At 66.1% G+C, this 19,745-nt stretch carries 20 protein-coding genes, 1 tRNA gene and 1 pseudogene; 14 read left to right on the top strand and 8 right to left on the bottom strand.

Annotation, left to right across the window (positions count from 1 at the left end):
- Positions 1–86: 86 nt before the first annotated feature.
- Positions 87–2,258 carry a glutamine synthetase III family protein gene (locus ACWDTI_RS09475; protein ID WP_449737816.1) on the bottom strand — a complete coding sequence of 724 codons (2,172 nt, stop codon included), beginning with the start codon at positions 2,256–2,258 and terminating at the stop codon, positions 87–89.
- Positions 2,259–2,486: 228 nt separating this feature from the next.
- Here ACWDTI_RS09475 and ACWDTI_RS09470 point away from each other — a divergent pair, with 228 nt between their 5' ends.
- Together ACWDTI_RS09470 and ACWDTI_RS09465 are read left to right on the top strand one after the other, a co-directional pair.
- Positions 2,487–3,152 (top strand): nitroreductase family protein, encoded by a 666-nt coding sequence (locus ACWDTI_RS09470; RefSeq protein WP_449737815.1) that lies wholly within the window; start codon positions 2,487–2,489, stop codon positions 3,150–3,152.
- A gap of 46 nt (positions 3,153–3,198) precedes the next feature.
- Positions 3,199–3,639 (top strand): SRPBCC family protein, encoded by a 441-nt coding sequence (locus ACWDTI_RS09465; RefSeq protein WP_449737814.1) that lies wholly within the window; start codon positions 3,199–3,201, stop codon positions 3,637–3,639.
- Between the two features lie 157 nt (positions 3,640–3,796).
- Here the strand turns inward: ACWDTI_RS09465 and ACWDTI_RS09460 are convergent, their stop codons facing one another.
- Positions 3,797–4,729: a LysR substrate-binding domain-containing protein gene (locus ACWDTI_RS09460; protein WP_449737813.1), complete on the bottom strand. Its 933-nt coding sequence runs from the start codon at positions 4,727–4,729 to the stop codon at positions 3,797–3,799.
- Between the two features lie 93 nt (positions 4,730–4,822).
- Here ACWDTI_RS09460 and pcaH point away from each other — a divergent pair, with 93 nt between their 5' ends.
- Both pcaH and pcaG read left to right on the top strand, forming a co-directional pair.
- A complete protein-coding gene (pcaH, locus tag ACWDTI_RS09455; RefSeq protein WP_449737812.1) occupies positions 4,823–5,590 on the top strand; it encodes a protocatechuate 3,4-dioxygenase subunit beta in 768 nt (255 codons plus the stop codon).
- Positions 5,587–6,306, top strand: coding sequence for a protocatechuate 3,4-dioxygenase subunit alpha (pcaG, locus tag ACWDTI_RS09450; RefSeq protein WP_449737811.1), 720 nt, complete (start codon positions 5,587–5,589; stop codon positions 6,304–6,306). Before pcaH ends, pcaG begins: the two co-directional genes overlap by 4 nt.
- 87 nt (positions 6,307–6,393) lie before the next feature.
- Here pcaG and ACWDTI_RS09445 read toward each other — a convergent pair.
- A pseudogene (locus tag ACWDTI_RS09445) lies at positions 6,394–6,531 on the bottom strand (permease); the annotation flags it as partial.
- 376 nt (positions 6,532–6,907) lie between these two features.
- Here ACWDTI_RS09445 and ACWDTI_RS09440 point away from each other — a divergent pair.
- Positions 6,908–6,980: transfer RNA gene (locus tag ACWDTI_RS09440), tRNA-Arg, on the top strand.
- A 136-nt stretch (positions 6,981–7,116) separates the two neighbouring features.
- On the opposite strand, the gene ACWDTI_RS09435 is transcribed toward ACWDTI_RS09440, so the two are convergent.
- Genes ACWDTI_RS09435 through ACWDTI_RS09425 form a run of 3 tightly spaced genes read right to left on the bottom strand, consistent with a single transcriptional unit; the run spans position 7,117 to position 8,168 of the window.
- Positions 7,117–7,620 carry a hypothetical protein gene (locus ACWDTI_RS09435; protein ID WP_449737810.1) on the bottom strand — a complete coding sequence of 168 codons (504 nt, stop codon included), beginning with the start codon at positions 7,618–7,620 and terminating at the stop codon, positions 7,117–7,119.
- Entirely contained in the window at positions 7,617–7,931 is a 315-nt protein-coding gene (locus ACWDTI_RS09430; protein WP_449737809.1) for a hypothetical protein, read from the bottom strand. The genes ACWDTI_RS09435 and ACWDTI_RS09430 overlap by 4 nt, the downstream gene beginning before the upstream one ends.
- 6 nt (positions 7,932–7,937) lie before the next feature.
- The gene (locus ACWDTI_RS09425; RefSeq protein WP_449737808.1) at positions 7,938–8,168 is read right to left on the bottom strand and encodes a hypothetical protein; all 231 of its coding nucleotides are present in this window, start codon (positions 8,166–8,168) and stop codon (positions 7,938–7,940) included.
- 452 nt (positions 8,169–8,620) lie between these two features.
- On the opposite strand from ACWDTI_RS09425, the gene ACWDTI_RS09420 reads away from it, so the two are divergent.
- The 3 genes from ACWDTI_RS09420 to cobF all read left to right on the top strand — a co-directional run bounded on the left by ACWDTI_RS09420 (position 8,621) and on the right by cobF (position 11,160).
- Positions 8,621–9,496, top strand: a complete 876-nt coding sequence (locus tag ACWDTI_RS09420; RefSeq protein WP_449737807.1) for a sunset domain-containing protein — start codon at positions 8,621–8,623, stop codon at positions 9,494–9,496.
- Positions 9,497–9,567: 71 nt separating this feature from the next.
- Positions 9,568–10,395: an SDR family oxidoreductase gene (locus tag ACWDTI_RS09415; RefSeq protein ID WP_449737806.1), complete on the top strand. Its 828-nt coding sequence runs from the start codon at positions 9,568–9,570 to the stop codon at positions 10,393–10,395.
- A gap of 6 nt (positions 10,396–10,401) precedes the next feature.
- A complete protein-coding gene (gene cobF / locus ACWDTI_RS09410; protein ID WP_449737805.1) occupies positions 10,402–11,160 on the top strand; it encodes a precorrin-6A synthase (deacetylating) in 759 nt (252 codons plus the stop codon).
- Between the two features lie 91 nt (positions 11,161–11,251).
- On the opposite strand, the gene ACWDTI_RS09405 is transcribed toward cobF, so the two are convergent.
- Complete coding sequence (locus ACWDTI_RS09405; RefSeq protein WP_449737804.1) at positions 11,252–11,992, bottom strand: 3'(2'),5'-bisphosphate nucleotidase CysQ; 741 nt, start codon at positions 11,990–11,992, stop codon at positions 11,252–11,254.
- A 25-nt stretch (positions 11,993–12,017) separates the two neighbouring features.
- Here ACWDTI_RS09405 and ACWDTI_RS09400 point away from each other — a divergent pair, with 25 nt between their 5' ends.
- Positions 12,018–12,905 (top strand): DNA-formamidopyrimidine glycosylase family protein, encoded by an 888-nt coding sequence (locus tag ACWDTI_RS09400; RefSeq protein WP_449737803.1) that lies wholly within the window; start codon positions 12,018–12,020, stop codon positions 12,903–12,905.
- Positions 12,906–13,061: 156 nt separating this feature from the next.
- Entirely contained in the window at positions 13,062–13,733 is a 672-nt protein-coding gene (locus ACWDTI_RS09395; protein WP_449737802.1) for a response regulator transcription factor, read from the top strand.
- Here ACWDTI_RS09395 and ACWDTI_RS09390 read toward each other — a convergent pair.
- Positions 13,712–15,196: a sensor histidine kinase gene (locus ACWDTI_RS09390; protein ID WP_449737801.1), complete on the bottom strand. Its 1,485-nt coding sequence runs from the start codon at positions 15,194–15,196 to the stop codon at positions 13,712–13,714. The two genes, ACWDTI_RS09395 and ACWDTI_RS09390, sit on opposite strands and share 22 nt — an antisense overlap.
- Positions 15,197–15,324: 128 nt before the next feature.
- Between ACWDTI_RS09390 and ACWDTI_RS09385 the strand changes: the two genes are divergently transcribed.
- Genes ACWDTI_RS09385 through ACWDTI_RS09370 form a run of 4 tightly spaced genes read left to right on the top strand, consistent with a single transcriptional unit; the run spans position 15,325 to position 19,734 of the window.
- Positions 15,325–16,995, top strand: a complete 1,671-nt coding sequence (locus ACWDTI_RS09385; RefSeq protein WP_449737800.1) for a thiamine pyrophosphate-binding protein — start codon at positions 15,325–15,327, stop codon at positions 16,993–16,995.
- A 2-nt stretch (positions 16,996–16,997) separates the two neighbouring features.
- Positions 16,998–17,660: an SRPBCC family protein gene (locus ACWDTI_RS09380; RefSeq protein WP_449737799.1), complete on the top strand. Its 663-nt coding sequence runs from the start codon at positions 16,998–17,000 to the stop codon at positions 17,658–17,660.
- On the top strand, positions 17,657–18,685 hold the full coding sequence (locus tag ACWDTI_RS09375; RefSeq protein WP_449737798.1) for a 3-oxoacyl-[acyl-carrier-protein] synthase III C-terminal domain-containing protein: 1,029 nt from the start codon (positions 17,657–17,659) through the stop codon (positions 18,683–18,685). Before ACWDTI_RS09380 ends, ACWDTI_RS09375 begins: the two co-directional genes overlap by 4 nt.
- Complete coding sequence (locus tag ACWDTI_RS09370) at positions 18,682–19,734, top strand: pyridoxal phosphate-dependent aminotransferase (protein ID WP_449737797.1); 1,053 nt, start codon at positions 18,682–18,684, stop codon at positions 19,732–19,734. The genes ACWDTI_RS09375 and ACWDTI_RS09370 overlap by 4 nt, the downstream gene beginning before the upstream one ends.
- The last annotated feature ends 11 nt before the right edge of the window (positions 19,735–19,745 follow it).

The following is a 19,745-nucleotide window of genomic DNA, read 5'->3' as shown; positions in this document are numbered from 1 at the left end:
AGATGCCCCAGGCGCATGACAAAAAGGCCGAGTGGGCGCTGAAATTCAGCGCCCACTCGACCTTTGTCGAGCGAGTTGGGTGGTGCCTAGAGGATCGTCAGCATCTCGTTGTAGGTCGGCAACGGCCAGAGGTCGTCGGCGACAACACCTTCGAGCTTGTCGGCGATGGTGCGGACATCCGTCATCGCGGGGATGAGGGACTTCAGGGCGTACTCGGACTCGGCCTCGACGGTGTCGCCTTCGTAGCCGTCGACGGCCTCCTCGAGGGTGAGCATCGCGGCGTAGAGATCCTTGATGCTCTTGGTCAACGACATCAGGACCGGATGATCGGTCTCGACACCGGCGGCGCGCAGGCTCGCGACGGTGCTGGCCAGCTCACCCTGGTACCGGTTGGCGGCGGGGAGGATCAGGGTCTTGGCGATCTCGAGGGTCTCTTTCGCCTCGACGAGCAAGGTGTGCGCGTAGTACTCGAGCACGACGTCCTTGCGGGCCTCGAGTTCCCGGTGACTCAGGATGCCGTACTTGCTGAGCACCTCCTTGATCTCCGGGTCGTCGTACTGGGCCATCGCGTCGACGGTGGTGCGCAGATTGAGCAGTCCGCGCGCGGCTGCCTCCTCCTGCCACTCGTCGGAGTAGCCGTTGCCGTTGAAGACGACCTTGCCGTGCTCGACGATGATCGCCTCGAGGACCTTCTGCACCGCGGCGTCGAAGTCGGTGCCACCGGAGATCTCTTTCTCCAAGAAGGTGGCGACATAGTCGAGCGAGTCGGCGAGCATGGCGTTGATCGCGACCATCGGATCGGCGATCGACTGGTTCGAGCCCGGGGCCCGGAACTCGAAACGGTTGCCGGTGAACGCGAACGGGCTCGTCCGGTTGCGGTCACCGGCATCGGCCTTCAGCGGCGGCAGGGTGTCGACGCCCAACTCGAGCACACCGGTTTCCTTGCTGGACTTCGCGCCACCCTTGGCGATCTGGTCGAACACGTCCATCAGCTGCTCGCCGAGGAAGATCGAGATGATCGCGGGCGGTGCCTCGTTCGCACCGAGCCGGTGATCGTTCGACGCCGAGGCGATCGACGCGCGCAGCAGACCACCGAACTTGTGCACACCGCGGATGATGGCCGCGCAGAACACCAGGAACTGCTCGTTCTCGTGCGGGGTGTCGCCCGGGTTGAGCAGGTTGCCCTGGTTGCCGTTGCCGAGGGAGAAGTTGACGTGCTTGCCCGAACCGTTGACGCCGGCGAAGGGCTTCTCGTGCAGCAGACAGACCATGCCGTAGCGCTCGGCAACCTTCTTCATCGTGGTCATCATCAGCTGCTGATGGTCGTGCGCCAAGTTGGACTTCTCGAAGATCGGGGCGAGCTCGAACTGTCCGGGCGCGACCTCGTTGTGCCGGGTCTTGGCCGGGATGCCCTGCTTGAACAGCTCGCGGTCGAGTTCGATCATGAAGGCGAGCACCCGATCCGGGATCGCGCCGAAGTAGTGGTCGTCGAACTCCTGCCCCTTGGACGGCTTGGCGCCGAACAGGGTGCGGCTGGTGGTCATCAGGTCAGGGCGGGCGAAGTAGAAGTGGCGGTCGATGAGGAAGTACTCCTGCTCGGCGCCGGCATAGGACACCACGGTGTCGATGTCGGCGTGCCCGAACAGCTTCAGCACGCGCATCGCCTGCTTGCTCATCGCCTGCTGGCTGCGCAGCAGCGGCGTCTTCTTGTCCAGCGCCTCGCCGGTCCACGAGATGAAGATCGTGGGGATGCACAGGGTGTTCCCGTTCGGGTTCTCCAGGATGTAGGCGGGGCTGGTCACGTCCCACCCGGTGTATCCGCGGGCTTCGAAGGTGCCGCGCAGGCCACCGTTGGGGAAGCTCGACGCGTCGGGTTCGCCCTGCAGCAGCGTCTTCCCGGCGAACTCCGCCAGCGATGCGCCGGAACCGTCGGGTTCCAGGAACGAATCGTGCTTCTCCGCGGTGAAGCCCGTGAGCGGGTAGAAGACGTGTGCGTAGTGCGACGCACCCATCTCGATGGCCCAGTCCTTCATCGCGGAGGCGACATAGTCGGCGAGCGTCGGATCGAGCGGCGCGCCCTTGTCGATGGTGGCCGCGACCGCCTTGAACACGTGCTTCGGAAGACGCTGCTTCATCACGCCCAGTGTGAAGACGTTGCGGCCGAAGGTGTCTGCCAACGGTTCGGGGAAGCCGTCGGTTTCCACCGAATAGGTCGTCACGGCCTCGATGGCTTGACGGCGGGACATGCTGCCACTCATTGGTTCTCCTGGGTTCGCGTGGTCGATCAAGCGATACGACGCTATGAGTGATACGTGCCCGTGCCGTTTCGCCCGTGTCACGGGCGTGCTAACAGGTGTCGCTCAGATCAATTCTGTGGAGGTCGCCGCGGGGGATGGTGAGGGCGGCGATGCCGCACCCGACGACCTGCGTTCGGTGTCTGCGGGTCGGCGGAGGGTGTCGCCTCCGCGGCAGGGATAGTGGAGTGCATGGAACTCACCGATGTGATGCGCGCCACCTTCGCGGCTCGAGAGTTCACCGACGACCCGCTGCCCGACGAAGAGCTCTACCGCATCCTCGACAACGCGAGGTTCGCGCCAAGCGGGGGCAATCGGCAGGGTGCGCACGTCGTCGTCGTACGCGACGACGCGACCAAGCAACGCATCGCCGAACTGGGCGAGCCGTGCGTGCGGCGCTATGTCGCGCAGCGTAATGCGGGAGAGAAGCCGTGGAATCCGGTGCACCCGACGGCGGTGCCGCAAGAGGTCATCGACGCCACCGAGGTGCCGGCCAGCTTTGTCGAACCGATCCGGACGGCCCCCGTGGTGCTGGTGGTCAGCGTCGATCTCGCAGTGGTCGCGGCCGTAGACCAGGATCTCGAGCGGGTCGGGGTGGTCAGCGGTGCGTCGGTCTATCCGCTGGTGTGGAACATTCTGCTCGGCGCGCGGGAGGCCGGGTTCGGGGGAACGTTCACCACGATGGCGGTGCCGCAGGAATCCGAGGTGCGCAAGCTTCTCGAACTGCCGGCCACCCACGCGCTCGCCGCGGTCATCCCGATGGGGAAACCGGTGCGCCAGCTGACCAAATTGCGCAGGCAGCCGGTCGAGGAGTTCGTGACCGTCGGTACGTTCTCCGGCCCTGCGTTCGAGGTCTGAACAGGGGAGAACTGGGTAAGGTCGGGTACACGACAGAGGGGGAGACATGGCGAAGGTTCAGCACAAAGCGGTCGTCGATGCGCCGCGTGATATCGCGTTCGGATACGTCAACGAGTATCCGAACGTCCCGAGGTTCATGTTCGGGATCTCGAGATTCGACCCCATGACCCAGCACACGGAGGGACTGGGGTCGCGGTTCTCGGCCGAGATGGTCATCGGACCCAAGTCGCTCAAGGCGGTCGTCGAGACAACCGTGTGGGTCGAGAACGAACGAATCCACCTCGACGCGGTCGACGGTTTCGCCGCCAGCACCCGCTGGTGCTTCGCCGACGTGGATGGTGGCACCGAGATCGACGTCGAGTTCGACTACAAGCTTCCGGGCGGTCTGGCCGGCCGTGCTCTGGGTGTGCTCCTCGAACCGTTTGTGGGACAAGCGATCAGGCACACCGAGCACAACCTTTCCACGCAGATCAGAGCGCTGACCTGAGCAGAGCGGTCACTTCTCGGAGGAAGTGTCGGTCGAACCGCAGGTGCAGTTGCTGCCGCAGGTGCAGCTCTCACCGCAGGTACAGTTCGGATTGTCGCAACCGGGGGTGACATGTGGATACATCATGTGTCGATTGTAGGTCGCAGCGCGACGGTGATCACCCGACCTGAGCGCGGAGCATGCGCAGGAAATCCTCCACCATCGGTTCGGGGTCCTGCCCCACCGCGCGCAGGACGCCAACCGGTTCTTCGGTGCCCGCCGTCGACACCGGCAGGCGGGTCAGGGCGCGGCGCGCGACATCGTCGGCGATCGTGCGTTCCGGGATCACCCATACCGCGTCCGACGTCAACGTCACCTGTCGTGCCACGGACACCGAAAGGGTCTCGAGTCGGCCGTGCGGGATGTCGAGGCCGTTGTCCCGGAACAGTGCTTCAGCGTGTGCGCGCGGCACCGTGGAGGCCGGGGACACGATCATCGGGTGGGCGATCACCGACGTCATGGCGACGGTGCTCTTCGTCGCAAGCGGGTGTTCGGTGCGCACGGCCAGCGCCAATGATTCGGCATAGAGGAGTTCGAAGGTCAGCCCGCCACGGGTGCCCACGGCCTGCGGATCGGGGATACGCCCGACGACGCAATGGTGGTCGCCGGACAGCAGCGCCTGGCAGAGGGCGGCGTTGGTGTCGGTGACGACGATGACGTCGGTGTCGGGATGGGTGCGGCGGAACTCGCTCAACGCGCCCGGCAGGATGCCGGTGGCCACCGTCGGCAGCGCGCCGACGCGCAGGGTCGCCCGCGGGGTGACGCCGCCGGCGAGCAGTTGCGCGGACGCATCGAGCTGCGCCAGCGCGTCGGACACCTCGAGCGCGTGGCGGAAGAACTGCTCGCCCGCACTGGTCAGGGTGGCGCCGTGCCGGCCCCGGTCGAAGAGGCGTGCGCCGACGAGCACGTCCAGTTCGGACAGGGTCTTGGAGACGGCCGGTTGGGTCAGGTGGAGTTCGTCGGCGGCGCGTCCGATGTGTCGGTGGCGTGCGACGGCCAGGAAACAGGTGACATGCCGGAGCTTGAGGTTGTCCAGGAGCCGCGATTGCATGAGAAAAAGTTATGGAAAAACCGATGAGACGTCAATATACATAACCTGGAATCGCCAATACTCTGTGTGTCAGCCCACAGTTTGGAGGACGACATGACAGTCGACAACACCACCTTGATCACCCCGAGAACGGTCGGGTTCGGCCCGGTGACCCGCCGGGTCTCGGAGGTGCATCCGCCGGCATACACACCCGGATACAAGACGAGCGTGCTGCGCTCACCCAAGAACGCGCTGATCTCCACGGCCCCCACGCTCTCGGAGATCACCGGTCCGGTGTTCGGCGACAACGAACTCGGTGAGCTCGACAACGATCTGATCCTCAACTACTCCAAGAACGGCCTGCCGATCGGCGAGCGCATGGTCATCCACGGCTATGTGCGCGACGAGTTCGGCAACCCGGTGTCCGGGGCGCTGGTCGAGGCGTGGCAGGCCAACGCCGGCGGACGCTATCGCCACAAGAAGGACCAGTACCTCGCACCGATCGACCCGAACTTCGGTGGATGCGGCCGGATGGTCACCGATGCCAACGGCTACTACATGTTCCGCACCATCAAGCCGGGACCGTACCCGTGGAAGAACCGCCACAACGAATGGCGTCCCGCCCACATCCATTTCTCCGTCAACGGCGATGCGTGGGCGCAGCGACTGATCACCCAGATGTATTTCGAGGGTGACCCGTTGATCGACCGCTGCCCGATCGTGGCCACCATCCCGACCCGCGAGCAGGTGCAGGGCCTGATCGCCCGTGAGGACGTGGCGAACTTCATCGGCATGGATTCACGCACCTACCGTTTCGACATCACGCTGCGCGGTCGCGCGGCAACCTTCTTCGAAGATCACATCCCGGGAGCCCGCCGATGACCTCGCAATTCACCCAGCAGCAGTCCTTCGCCCCCACGCCGGGTTTCGACTTCCAGCCGGTCTCCTATGCGCCGGCCGCGCAGTTCAACAAGCCACAGAACTTCCCTGAGACGGCGTCGCAGACCGGTGGGCCCTACGTGCACATCGGGCTCGCGCCGAAGCAGGCCGGATTCGACATCTTCGAGAACAACTTCGACAACGTGCTCGTCACCGACGAGACGCGTGGCGAGCGAATCACCCTTGAGGGCAGGATATTCGACGGTAGCGGTACCCTCGTCCGGGACGGTCTCATCGAGATCTGGCAGGCCAACGCGGACGGCAAGTACTCGCATCCGGCCGACGGTCAGGATCGTCAGCTCGACCCGACCTTCCGCGGATGGGGGCGCACCGGCGCCGACTTCGACTCGGGCGTCTGGTCATTCGAGACCGTCAAGCCGGGAGCCGTTGCGGGACAGGGTGGGCCGCAGGCGCCGCACATCCTGATGATCGTGTTCGCCCGCGGCATCAACATCGGCCTGAACACCCGTATCTACTTCGACGACGAGGCCGAGGCCAACGCCACCGATCAGGTGCTCAACGCCATCGAGTGGGAGGTTCGTCGGGACACGTTGATCGCCAAGCGTTCCGAGCGGGACGGAAAGGTCGTCTACACCTTCGACGTGCGCATCCAGGACACGCCGGATGGTGGCAAGGAGACGGTGTTCTTCGACGTGTGAGCGAACGAGCGGGCCGGGGGAGCGTCAATGAGCGTGATGCCCGGCCCGCTGTCGTCGTGCGTCATGTCCGGGGCGCCGCCCATCATCCGGGACGTTGCCGATCGAGCACACGAAGCTGGCGATCGCGATGATCGGACCGATGATCGGCCCCCATACCACCGACAGCGCGGCGTGATCGTCGAGAAACAGGCTCTGCCAGAACGAGTCCGGTACCCAGGCGGCCAACGTGCACTGCCCGAATCGCTCATGCACGGCGGATAACCTGAACTTCATGCACCACTTCGTCGGCCAAGGACGCTGTGGCGGCGAGGAGGAGACTGCCACAGTCGAGGATGACGTCAGCATCGCTGAGGTCATGACGGAGCGTGTGGAGCAACCGCTGCGCTCTGTCGCGTGAGCCTGCGAGTGCACGGCGTCGAAGGGCAAGGTCGAATTCACCTCGGTAGGCACATTGCCAGATCGACACCCGACTGCCGTAGACTCCACACGTCGGCAACCACGCGCAGGTGATCGCCGACAGGGCTGGTATGGAGAGAACCCCGGGTAGAAGCCTCGCGTAGGGTAAGCGGCGGGAACTTCTCCATCACTTCACCCAGTCCCCGCTCTCGTAGCTCAGGGGATAGAGCACGGCTCTCCTAAAGCCGGTGTCGCAGGTTCGAATCCTGCCGGGAGCACAAGCAATACCGCGAGTAGGCGGTGATGAGGCAGAATGCGCCTCGGCTCAGGGTGTCGATTGCGAAGTTCACAATCGGCCCCCGAGCATCCCGTTCCACACCGGTTCGCGACGCCCCGGGTGTGTGATCACGGCGGTCACCCAAACGTAGCCCCGACGGTTGGCATGACCACGAAGAAGGGCTCTGTCCACTCGTCGTGAGTTGTGCCATCGATCTGCATTCGCCACTGATAGCCCTTGCCTGCGGTGAGTGGCAGGCCCGATCCGAAGTGCATCACGAACTGAACGCGTGGCCGTACTGCGGAGTGTGGAATCACCAGACCGGTAGGGATATTCGCCCGTAGCGGCTCCGCGGCTCCAACTCGCAGGAATTGCGGTTGCGTCCGCGGCGGACCGGGCACGTCGACGAGGACGCCGTCGTCCCCCTCGAGCCACAGTTCGACCGCCGGGGACTCGCCCGTGTATTGGGGATCGAAGCTCGCTGAGGCGATCACGCCCATCGGTGCGGTGTGGCCCGTGGCCGCATTCAGCGGGAAGTAGGTCGCACCTCCGCCGATCATGTTTAGTTTCTGGGCCCCGTCCACTGCTGCGTAGTCGGCAAGCATGATCCGCACGTGCGCTGAATCAGCCGCAGCGCTCATGCAGCACCGGGCGTCAGGGAGGCGAGTGGGCTTATCGGCTCTACGATCCCGGACTGAACTCTTTCCACCAAGTCGCCGGGCGAAAGTCGTTCCGCTGGAGCCAACTCGGACCAGTTGACCGCCAGGTAAATCAGCTGATCGGAATCGTCGACCCTGGTGACCGTGGCAAAGCCAACGACGTCGGTCTCCTCGACCGTGACGATCACTCTGTCGCCCTCGGCTGGGCGCGGGCCACGGATATCCTCGAAGCCAGAGAAGGTTTCATTACCCGCGACACGTACGTTCGGGTCGATGGCAACCTGTGTTGTCACTATTGCTCACCTTCTTTCCAGCTCGAATGCTTCGATGAAGCGCTCGGCATCCTCGAAAGTCGGCTCCGCCGCGCTTAGAACGACAGAGTAATGCTCCTTTGGCTCGTCGGGGTAGTCATCCTTCTCGAACGTGAAGCCACGGTCCAGTAGTTCCCGGGCCGACGTGCACACCCAGTACTTGGGGTTTCGCGCCGCATCCAGTCCCCCCAGTTCAGCTGCTTCGAGCAGCCTCGCCACAACTTCACCTCGCGACTCACCAGGGCGGGGTGCGGATACCCATACAGAAGCCGTGTGGTGCCCCTTCCCGCCAGAGCGTCTCGCATCCAACCGAGCGCGTCTGAGCACACCTTCGGGAGAGTTCGGACTGAACCGAACGACAATCGCGTCGTGGGGGACTTCGCACACCTACTGCTCTCCTAGGTCGCCGAGAGCCTCACCCTACAGCGACGTTCCGTCACATCTTCGGTGTTGCTGCCCCGGAGAATCGATTCGTTTGGTGCTGTCGCCGACGGCGAGCGCGGGATGGTCTTCCTTCGCCATTTCCCCGGCGTGGCCGTGCTTGTCAAGACTCTGATGGACACGATTGAGTACCACTTGGCGGATTCGCGTATGTCCGGGTACGCCATTCGGGCAGATTGAACCGTTGGGCGGGGACACCGCCGATCCAACACACGACAGGTCGAGGTGGGATGACTACTTCAGCGACACGACGACGTTTCCGGGCCACCGGTCTGGCCTGCGGCTTCACCGCCGCAGCAGGTACCACACTGGCGGCGGCGCCACTCGCATCAGCGGACCCGAGGCTCTCGAATATCGCGGCCGGCGATGCGAGCGGCTTCGGCTGGTGGTGGCTGATCATCCCACTGTTGCTCATCTTTGCCGGCATCCTGTTCGCGTGGCTGCTGCGTCAGCGCAAGCCCAAGATCAGCCCGACAGAACAACATCTGAGTCAACCCGTGGTGCCGAGCGAGCCGGCGACCCCGGATACAGACCTGAAAACGACCACCACGGGAACCGCGGCAGCTGCGGCCGCCGGCGCAGCCGCGGCGGGTGCCGCCATGAAGTCGCGTGGCGGCGGCGACGCACCCGAGGCCGAGTCCGGCGCCCCCGAGGCCGAACCCGGCGGAGCCGCCGGACCGGCGACGTCGACCGAGCAGAGCCCGGCATCCGACGACGCGGTGCCGCAACTGGATGCGAACGCCGTCGCGGCCACCGAGTCCGTCCAGCCGGTTGCGGATTCCACTCAGCCGGCACCGGCAGATGCGGTCGACGCGCCGGTGGCCGCACCGACGCCCGATGAGAGCGCGCCGCCGGTGGGGGTCGGCAGAGGCGACGGCGTCGGCCACTATCTCAAGGATGGTGCCGCGACACCCGTGCCGATCGGTGCGCACCTCCCGGTACCCGACAGCGATCGGGCTCCCGAGGGTTACCCGATCAAGGGCATCGCGAACGCCGGCGTCTACCTCACGCCGGACCTGGACTCGTATCACCAGACCGCTGCCGATCTGTGGTTCGCCACCGAATCCGCGGCAGAGTCCGGTGGTTTCCGACGGGCCGAGGCCTGACGCACGCGGGGCCACTTCGTCGGCGACGACCACGCCCATAGTGTGTCGGCCGCGCACGCTACGGTGTGTTCGTGAGTGCAACGGCAGCGAGTGCGCCCAAGGTCGTCCTGGTCACCGGCGCGTCGAGCGGTATCGGAGCCGAGGTCGCGCGGCAGTTCGCCAACCGCGGACACACGGTCTACGGCACCAGCCGACACCCCGACACGATCACCGACCCGGTGGCCGCGGTGCACTACGTGCGGCTCGACAACCCCGACTACGCCAGTGCGGCCGAGTGTGTCGAGACGGTCGGTCCGATCGACATCCTGGTCAACAACGCCGGACAGAGCCAGGCGGGTGCATTCGAGGACACGCCGATGAAGGCCACCGAAGATCTGTTCGCCACCAACGTGTTCGGGCCCATCGCGCTGACCAAGGCGGTGCTGCCCGGGATGCGGGAACGTCGTCGCGGCACGATCGTGATGGTCGGGTCGATGCTCGCCAGCTTCCCCGTCGCTTTCCGGTCCGATTACGCCGCAACCAAATCCGCGCTCAAGGCCTACGCGCTGACCACCCGCCGCGAGGTGGCTCCCTACGGCATCCGGGTGATCGCAGTGGAGCCCGGCACGATCGCCACCGGCATCGGGGACCGGCGCAACGTGTACATCGGTGACGATTCGCCCTACCGCGCCGAATACGAGACCCTGGCCGCGGCCACCCGGCGCAACGAGGACGAGGGGATCGACGCCGCCACGATGGCCCGGGTGATCGTCGACGCGGCGCTCGCCGAGCATCCGAAACCCTTCTACGCCAAGGGGAATCAGGCGGGTGTGGTGTTCCTGCTGCGTCGGCTCGCGCCCCGGCAGGTGATCCTCGACATGGTCGCCCGCAAGCACGGACTGCGCAAGGTCAAGGTCTGAACGCTCGTGCGAATCACCCTGCGCGTCATCGGAATCGGCCCCGGAAACCCGCGGCAGATCACCGTCGAGGCGATCGACGCGATGGCCGGCGTCGACGTATTCCTGATGTTGGACAAGGGAACCGGCAAACAGTCACTGGGGGATGCGCGGCGGGAGATCCTCGCGCGGTACGCGGGGCCTGACCACCGCGTCGTCGAGATCGCCGATCCGCCCCGAGACCGGCATCCCGCCGACTACGACGCGGAGGTCCGCCGATGGCACGCCGCCCGCGCCATCGTGTTCGCCGACGTGTTGCGCGCCGAGGTGCCCGACCGTGGAGTGGCCGCGTTCCTTGTCTGGGGTGATCCGGCGCTCTACGACAGCACGCTGAGGATCGTCGACGACCTCGTCGCACACACCGATCTCGACATCACCGTCGAGGTGATCCCGGGCGTCACCAGCGCCGCGGCCCTGACCGCCGCGCACCGGATCCCGGCCAATCGCATCGGCGAATCCATCCACATCACCACCGGGCGTCGGCTGGCGGACACCCCTCCCGGTGCCGACGGAAATCAGATCGTCATGCTCGACGGCGACCTCGCGTTCCGGCGGACCGCCGATCCGGACGATCACATCTGGTGGGGCGCCTACGTCGGTACCGACGACGAGATCCTCATCTCCGGGACGGTCGCGGAGGTCGGCGACCAGATCGCCGCGGCGCGCGCCGCCGCACGTGACCGGATCGGCTGGATCATGGACATCTACCTGCTGCGCAAAGCTCATTGATCAGCAGAGGCGTTGTGCCGCTAGCGGTCTTGATGCGTTCGTCGCCATCGCTCCTCAATTACTCGACCAACGAAGACTGCGCGCTGAGCTGTCACCACACGTCGGCCAGCGCCGCCATCGTCTCGTCGCGAATCTCCTTGCGGCAGATCACGAAATCGGGCATGTACGGCTGCGGCTGGTTGTAGACGATGGGTGAACCGTCAAGCCTGCTGCAGTGCAGACCGGCGGCGAGCGCGACACCGACCGGGGCGCAGTTGTCCCATTCGTACTGTCCGCCGGCGTGCACGTAGGCGTCGACGTCGCCACGGACCACGGCCATCGCCTTCGCCCCGGCCGACCCGATGGCGATCATGTTCAACGAGAGCCGTCGAGACACCCATGCACTCTCATACGACCCGCCATAGCGGGATGCCGCCATCCGTCGCGTGAGCTCACCGGTCGGCGGCTTCACGGTGTCGGCGCGGAACACCTCGCCGAGGGCGGGCAGCGCGACGGCGGCCGCGGTGACCTCGCCACCCTCGGTGAGTGCCACGTGCACCGCCCAATCGGCGGTTCCGTTCGCGAACTCGCGGGTGCCGTCGAGCGGGTCGATGATCCACACGCGGTCGGCCGACGCGCGGTCGCCGACATCGTCGGCCTCCTCGGAGAGCACCGCGTCGTGCGGCCGGTGCCGATGCAGCACGTTCGCGATCCACGCCTGTGCCATCGCATCGCCGACATCGCCGAGGTGACGTCCGGTCAGCAGGTCGCCGTGGCGGACGCCGAGCAGGATCTCTCCGGCACCGGTGGCCATGTGGGCCGCCAGGTCGGCGTCGGAAAGACGGGAGATCATCCCCCTACTAGAGCACACTGGAGGTATGCCTGAGCTTCCTGAGGTGGCGGCGATCGCGGACTACGTCGACTCACGCGCGGTCGGATTCCCGATCCGCCGCGTCGACATCGCCTCGCTGTCGGTGCTCAAGACCGCGGACCCGCCGTACTCCGCACTGACCGGACGCATCGTCGAATCGGTCGGCCGGATCGGCAAATACCTCGTCATCCACACCATTCCCGGCTCTGACACCGACCCCGAATCGTCGATCGATCTCGTCATCCACCTGTCGCGCGCCGGGTGGCTGCGATGGAGCGACCAGCTCTCGCCGACGCCACCGCGGCCCGGCGGGAAGAGCCCCATCGCCATCCGGGTGCACTGCGGAATGCCTGGTGAGGGCTTTGACGTCACCGAGGCCGGGACGCAGAAAAGGCTTGCCGTGTGGATCGTTCGCGATGCGGCCGAGGTCGACAAGATCGCGACGTTGGGGCCGGACGTGCTGTCGATGTCGCGGGGCGACCTCGGGGAGATCCTGTCGCAGACCACCGGACGGATCAAGAATGTCCTCACCGATCAGCGGGTGCTCGCCGGGATCGGCAACGCCTACTCCGACGAGATCTTGCACACCGCGAAACTCTCGCCGTTCGCATCGGCGAAGTCGCTGACCGGCGACCAACTCGACACCCTCTACGACGCGATCCGATCGGTGCTCAGCGACGCTACCGGGAGGCTGGAGGGCCAGGCGGTGGCGAAACTCAAGTCGGAGAAGCGCACCGGTCTTCGGGTACACGCACGGACCGGGCTGCCGTGCCCGGTGTGCGGCGACACCGTCCGGGAGGTCTCGTTCGCCGACCGTTCCTTCCAATACTGTCCGACCTGCCAGACCGGCGGGAAGGTGCTCGCCGACCGGCGGATGTCGCGCCTGCTGAAGTGACACCGTGGCAGCCTCCTGACCAGCGGAAACCGGTGTGGAACTCGGCCGGGGCGTAGGGTCGACTCAGGGTCGGGATGGGCGAGACATGTGCTTTCATGAGGGCTCTTGGTGCCTGTGCACCTCGGGCTCACCGGGAGCCGCAGAGTGAGGTGCGGTGTGCGAGTACTGGTGGTGGATGACGACGTGCGCGGGGCGGAGACGGTGCGTCGCGTCCTCGAGAGCGACGGGTGGAGTGTCGTCGTCGCCGGAGACGGCACCGACGGGCTGTGGCGCGCGACGGAGGAAGAGTTCGACGCCGTTGTTCTCGACATCATGTTGCCCGGACTGAACGGTTTTCGGGTCGTACAGGAGATGCGGGCGCGCGCGGTCTGGACGCCGGTGTTGATGCTCAGTGCCAAGGACGGGGAGTACGACCAGGCCGAGGCATTGGACTACGGCGCCGACGACTATCTGGTCAAGCCGTTCTCGGTGGTCGTGCTCAAGGCGCATCTGCGCGCCTTGCTGCGGCGCGGTGTGCGTGAACGTCCCGCGGTGCTGGTTGCGGGAAGCCTGACACTGGACCCGGCGGAACACAGCGTGGCACGGGGCGACACACCGGTGAGCCTGACACCACGCGAGTTCGCGCTCCTGGAGTTCCTGATCCGGAACAAGGGCACCGTCGTATCCAAAAGCCTCATCCTGAAGGCCATTTGGGACGAGAACTACGACGGCGACGAGAACATCGTCGAGGTCTACATTCGCTATCTGCGCAAGCGTATCGACGATCCGTTCGGGCTGCGGTCGATCGAAACGGTCCGCGGCGCCGGCTACCGACTCTGCGAGGTCTGAGTTTTCTGGAGCGGTTCGCCGACGGGGGCCGCCGGTGGTCTGATGTCGTTGTGCTGCACCGTATCCGGGGCGGCATCGACGGGCGATGGGAGGGGCATGGTCAGGGTCACCGCAGCCCCGCCGGTGTCGCTCTCGCCGACGCTGACCGAACCACCGTGCGCGGCAACGATTTCCGCCACGATCGCGAGGCCAAGTCCGGCGCCGGTCTGACTTCGACGATCGACGTCGAGTCGCGCGAACCGGCGGAAGACCACCTCACGATCCTCGAGCGGAATTCCCGGGCCGTCGTCGGAGACGGTGACGCTCGCATTCCCACCGGTGACCTGCATCGTCACCGTCACCGTCGAGGAGGCATGGCGAACCGCGTTGTCGATCAGATTGCGCAATGCCCGTGCGACCTTGTCGCGGTCGGCGCACAGGCGAACAGGAATGACGTGCGCGCGGATTCGCGCGACGCCGAGGGACCGGACACGGAGGACCTCGGTGCTGACGATGTCGTCGAGGTCGACGTCCTCCACGTTGAGGATGAGTCCCTTTTCATCGGCGCGGGCCAGCATGAGCAGGTCATCGATCATGACCTGCATGCGACGGGCTTCGGGGAGCAGAATCGTGCGGACGGTGTCGAGGTCGACCGGGGAGTCGGTGTCGTCGGCGAGGTCGAGAATGCCGACGATGGTCGTCAGGGGGCTGCGGACCTCGTGCGATGCGTCCGCGACGAAGCGCAACTGGGCATCCCGGCTGCGCTCCAGGCGGCCGAGCATGTCGTTCATCGTGGTCGCCAGCGTGTGGATCTCATCCTCGGTCTGCGGGACCGACACGCGCTGTTCGAGTTCGGTCGCAGTGATCTCGTCGACCTGCTTCGTGATTCGCGACACCGGCCGCAGCGACAACCCGACGAGGAGGTAGACCGCACCCGCGGCGATCGCGACGAGGATCGGAATTTCCGCCAGCAGAATGGCACCGGTCATCCACTCGCTGTGCCGGATGCCGCTCGCGCGATCGAGAGCGAGGACGGTGTAGTAGGTGTCCTGGTGTTCGGCGCCGACAGCGGTGGCACAGAACACGCCGGCATAACCGGGGATTCGCACGTTGTCGAAGTAGCTGTAGCTCTGTGGCGCCTGATGGGCAGCGATGATCGGCGTCGTCGGTGCACCCGGCGACCGGGCGACCACCGTGCCGCCGGCATCGATCACCTGTATCAGGTCGACTCCCGCCCCGGGGGCCAGGTCATCCGGATCGACGCCCTTGATCCCGTGGCGATCGATAGCCGTCGCGATCTGGTAGGCCTGTCTGCCCGTCGACCGGTACATCGCGTCGTTGTTGGCCCGATGGAGCATGAACAGCATCATGATCGCGCCGACCACCAGCGCCACCGTCACGACGGCCGTGGCGATGAGCGTCGCGGTGACGCGGACGCTGCCGCGCGGACGCCCGATGTGTCGCAATTTCTTTCCTACCGCCATGCTTTGAACAACTCGTCCGGGGTGACCTCTGCTGGTCACGCCTGTAGTCCGATGGTAGGCACCCCGGCGTGCTGTGACCAGATGACGTTTTCAGCGAACCTTCAGGCGGCGACCCCCATCGTGGGCGCATGACAGAAATCCAGTCGGTGGCGCACTACCTGATGAGGGTCCTGCGCGAACACGGGGTGCGGGTCACCTTCGGTGTACACGGTGCCAACATCGAGGACCTGTACGCCGCCGCACCGGCTTGCGGGGTCACCGCGGTCGTCGCCAAACACGAGTTCGCGGCGGGCGCGATGGCCGACGGCAGCGCACGGATCACCGGTCACGTCGGTGTGGTGACCACAACCTCGGGCGGTGGCGCGATGAACGTCATCCCGGCGCTCGCCGAGGCGTTCGACAGTCGCGTGCCGGTGCTCGCGATCATCGGCAGTGCCCCGACCCCGCTGGTCGGTAACGGAGCCTTCCAGGACATGCTCAACCCGCCGGACACCATCGATCTGATGAGCCTCCTCGCGTCGGTGACCGGATCGTGTTCGCTGGTGTCGTCGACCGATTCGATCGATGCCGCGCTCGACACGGCATTCGCCACGCTGGACCGCGGACTGCCTGCCGCGCTGGTGATTCCGAAGGATGTGCAGGCGGCACCGATGCCGCGGGCGACATCGGTGCACCACCATCGGCGCGGCCGGCACCATGACGCCGACCCCGACACCGACCGACGACTCGAGAGGCTGGCCGACCGACTTGCGGCGGTGGCCACGTCTCCGGGTGATGTGTGTCTGTGGGTGGGGGAGGAGGCCTCGACGTGTCTGCTCGGTCGTGAGGTCGATGATCTGGCAACCCTTCTCGGCGCATCCGTGGTGGCCTCGCCCGGAGGTCGCGACGTCGTCGCCGACTGTGCCGGGATCACCGGGGTCATGGGTCACCCGAGCGCGCACTCGGCGGTGCGGACTGCCCGTGTCGTCCTCGCCGTCGGGACACGTTTGTCGGTCACCGACCGGGCCGGTCTCGACGAGGCCCTTCGGGGCAAGGAGGTGACCGTCGTCGGCAGCCACCGCCCGCGAGTCGACGGATGCGTGACCATCGGCGTCGGCGATCTGGCCGAGTCGATGCGGTTGCTGTGCAAGCTCGTTGATGCGCGGATCGTCCGCTCGCCGGCGCGCCCCGTGATCACCGTCGAGTATCTGCCGACGCCGTCTCGCGCCTCGGGGATGCCGGATCTGCGCAGCGTCGTCGAGACCATCGGGCGGCATCTGCCCCGTGACTGCGCGGTTTTCGCGGACGCCGGCAACGCGGGTGCCGGTGCGCTGCACCATCTTCCGTTTGCGCCGTCGCAGCGGTTCGTCGTGGCACTGGGGATGGGCGGCATGGGCTACGCCATCGCGGCCGGTGTCGGCAACGCGGTCCGTTCCTCGCTCACCGGTGAGTCGGCGAGGACGATCGTCATCGCGGGAGACGGCGCGTTCTTCATGCACGGCATGGAGATTCACACCGCCGTCGAACACGCGGCGGACGTGACACTGATCGTGCTGAACAACGACGCCCACGGTATGTGCGTCACCCGAGATCATCTGTATTTCCCCGATTCGCAGACGGTCAACCGATTCAAACCCAGTGCCATCGCGGAAGGCCTGGACGCGATGTTCGCCGATCTCGACGTCCGCCACCCGCGCACCGCCGACGAGCTCGATGCGCAGTGCGCCGAATTGTTCACCGCGACAGGACCGAACGCGTTGGTGATCGACGTGGACCCCGACGAAGTGCCCCCGTTTGCCCCGTTTCTCCCGAAAGGATAACCATGACAACCCTTACGCCGCTCGCCGACCTCGGTGAGGTCGCCGTCGACCTGCCCGGGCTCACCCGGATCGAAACCCATCCACGGCCCGTGGCCACCCCCATCATCCTCGAGTCACTGCGATCGGTGTACCCGCACGACAGGATCTACGGCGAATTCTGCCCGGTGCAGGGGTTTGTGGACGCACCGCCGCGCGACGTGTACAACTGGCTCGCCGACACGAGGTCCCTCGAGGAATGGACGTACAGTCTGCGCGGCTTCACCGAGACCGACGAACCCGGACTGTGGGTGGCCCGGGATCGGTTGGGCGACAACACGATGATCTACACCCGCACGATCGCCAACCCGGCGGCCATGACCGTCGACTACCACTGTGCCTGGGACCAGGGTCGGCACTTGTGGATGATCTACCTGATGCGAGTGGTCGATGCCCAGATCGTCCTCGACAAGCCCGGATCGGTGGTGCTTTGGAACAACTGCCGCCACCCGTTCTACGACGAGAATCCGTATCCGGAGACCGCGCCGCCCGAACGTCCCGTGTGGGTCGGCGACTTCTGGGAGATGTTCTCCGCCGGACACGAACTCGAACTCGACAACCTGAAGGCCATCGCCGAATACCGGCACCACAACGACCTGCCCATCACCCCCGATTGGATGCGCTCATGATCACCGCCGCCCCGCTCAGTCTCCTCGACCTGGCGTCTTATCTTCCGGAAAAGCGAGTCCCCGCAGAGTATTTCGCGGAGTTCGCGGAGACCGACGATCTCGCTGACAACATGATGTTCCGCGCTCCGGCCTTCCGGCATCACGCCGCCGACGGTGAGTCATCCGCGGACATGATCGGCGCGGCCGCACGAATCCTGCTGCAGCGCAACGGCGACGACTTCCTCGACGACGTCGACGTACTCCTGACGCACAGCCAGCTGCCGGAGGTGCCGGTTCGCGGATGTGGCGGCGAGGTGGCACACCGACTCGGCCTGCGCCCCGACACGGTTCTCGACGTCCACAACGGCGGTTGCGCGGCGTTCATCCACCTGATCGACGTCGCGGGTGCGTTGCTCGCGGCGGGTGGTGGCCGCAAGGCGCTCATCGCCCTCGCCCAGAACAGTGCATCGCAGGTCTTCACCCAGGAACAGGTGCGCGGCAAGCCACAGGCGGCCATCCCCGGCGATGGTGCCGCCGTCGCCGTGGTGGCCGTCGACGACGACCACGGAAACCCGATCCTGGGTACCACCTGCCGCTCCTACGGCGAATACTCCGGCGACATGACCGGTGTGTCGTATCCGCCGCGCAAGTACTGGGAGGCCGGTCCCGGGCAAATCCACATCGGCTTCACCGAGGCGAAGATCGCCAAGGTGCTCGCCCGCGGCAACCGGATGGTGCCCGAGGTGGCGATTGAGGTCGCCGATACCATCGGCATCGCCCCGCCCGATCTCGATTGGCTGATCACCAACCAGCCGAACCGGATCTTCTTGCGGAATTGGCGTGAAGCACTGGAACTTCCGGTCGAACGCCACCCGGACACCTTCGACGAATGCGGCAATCTCTTCGCCGTCGGCATCCCGCACACCCTCGACACCGCCATTGCCGACGGTCGCATCGCTCGCGGTGACGTGGTGATGACCGCGGCCTTCGCCCACGCCGGCGACTTCGCCGCCGCCGCCGCGCTGCGCTGGGAAGGCCGGCCATGAGCCCGCCGCTGCACCCGGGCGCCGGCTCTCGCGGTCCCCGTCTTGTGCCCGTCACCCGACTCGACCTCAACGAGTCCGCGTATCCGCCGTTGCCCGCGGTGGCCGCGGTGTTGCGCGCCGGAATCCCGGAGACGAACCGCTATCCGGACTTCCTGCCCGACCGGACTCGCGGCCACATCGCCGACCATCTCGGGCTGGCACCGGAATGTGTCACCGTGGGCGCGGGTGCGACCGGGGTGGCATTGTCCACGTTGCAGGCGGTGGCGCGACGCGCGGCCGAGCGTGGAATCGCCACACCCGCCATGGTCACCGCCACACCGACCTTCGACGGCTATCCCATTCTCGCGGACATGGTCGGTCTGCGCATCGACGCGGTCCCCCTCGACGCCGAAGGCGGGGTGGATCTGGATGCGATGCTCGCCGCGGTGACGACGGAAACCGTTGTCGCCGTGCTCTGTTCACCGCACAATCCGACCGGATCGGTGATCGGCGAACGAGCCCTTCGAGACTTTCTCGACGCGGTACCCGAACACGTGACGGTCCTGCTCGACCAGGCCTACGTCGAGTTCTCCGACAGTCCGCCCGACCTGCACCGCATCATCGGCACCTGGGACAACGTGCTTGTCCTGCGCACGTTTTCGAAGGCATACGGGCTGGCGGCACTGCGGGTGGGATACGGCATCGGCGGTGGCATCGCGGCACAACTCAGGCGATTCGAGGTGCCCTTTGCCGTCGGGCCGGCGGCCATGGCGGCAGTGCCCGTCGCGCTGTCGGCGAACAACCAACTTGCGCAACGTGTTGCGACGACACGTTCCGAACGCGCCCGGATGGCGGCGCTGCTGGACAGCATCGGATGTCCGGTTCTGCCCAGCCAGGGGAACTTCCTGTTCCTGCCCGGCCGCGACGGCGTCGCCATCGGCCGGCTGCTGCGCAGCTGCGGAGTCGCGACCAAAGAGTGCGGCGATGCCGGCACCCGGATCACCATCGGTGACCGCGCCACCACCGACCGTGTCCTCGCGTCGCTGCGGACGACGGCCCTGACGGCGTGAGGCGGTAGGTT

Source organism: Gordonia sp. NPDC003424 (genome assembly GCF_053588655.1).
The sequence above is the reverse complement of the archived record's forward strand: the minus strand, read 5'-3'. Positions and strand labels throughout refer to the sequence as shown.

Coding starts and splice junctions, on each gene's coding strand:
- ACWDTI_RS09475 (WP_449737816.1), bottom strand. CDS start 2,258: ATGAGTGGCAGCATGTCCCGCCGTCAAGCCATCGAGGCCGTGACGACC.
- ACWDTI_RS09470 (WP_449737815.1), top strand. CDS start 2,487: ATGGAACTCACCGATGTGATGCGCGCCACCTTCGCGGCTCGAGAGTTC.
- ACWDTI_RS09465 (WP_449737814.1), top strand. CDS start 3,199: ATGGCGAAGGTTCAGCACAAAGCGGTCGTCGATGCGCCGCGTGATATC.
- ACWDTI_RS09460 (WP_449737813.1), bottom strand. CDS start 4,729: ATGCAATCGCGGCTCCTGGACAACCTCAAGCTCCGGCATGTCACCTGT.
- pcaH (WP_449737812.1), top strand. CDS start 4,823: ATGACAGTCGACAACACCACCTTGATCACCCCGAGAACGGTCGGGTTC.
- pcaG (WP_449737811.1), top strand. CDS start 5,587: ATGACCTCGCAATTCACCCAGCAGCAGTCCTTCGCCCCCACGCCGGGT.
- ACWDTI_RS09435 (WP_449737810.1), bottom strand. CDS start 7,620: ATGAGCGCTGCGGCTGATTCAGCGCACGTGCGGATCATGCTTGCCGAC.
- ACWDTI_RS09420 (WP_449737807.1), top strand. CDS start 8,621: ATGACTACTTCAGCGACACGACGACGTTTCCGGGCCACCGGTCTGGCC.
- ACWDTI_RS09405 (WP_449737804.1), bottom strand. CDS start 11,992: ATGATCTCCCGTCTTTCCGACGCCGACCTGGCGGCCCACATGGCCACC.
- ACWDTI_RS09400 (WP_449737803.1), top strand. CDS start 12,018: ATGCCTGAGCTTCCTGAGGTGGCGGCGATCGCGGACTACGTCGACTCA.
- ACWDTI_RS09390 (WP_449737801.1), bottom strand. CDS start 15,196: ATGGCGGTAGGAAAGAAATTGCGACACATCGGGCGTCCGCGCGGCAGC.
- ACWDTI_RS09385 (WP_449737800.1), top strand. CDS start 15,325: ATGACAGAAATCCAGTCGGTGGCGCACTACCTGATGAGGGTCCTGCGC.
- ACWDTI_RS09380 (WP_449737799.1), top strand. CDS start 16,998: ATGACAACCCTTACGCCGCTCGCCGACCTCGGTGAGGTCGCCGTCGAC.
- ACWDTI_RS09375 (WP_449737798.1), top strand. CDS start 17,657: ATGATCACCGCCGCCCCGCTCAGTCTCCTCGACCTGGCGTCTTATCTT.
- ACWDTI_RS09370 (WP_449737797.1), top strand. CDS start 18,682: ATGAGCCCGCCGCTGCACCCGGGCGCCGGCTCTCGCGGTCCCCGTCTT.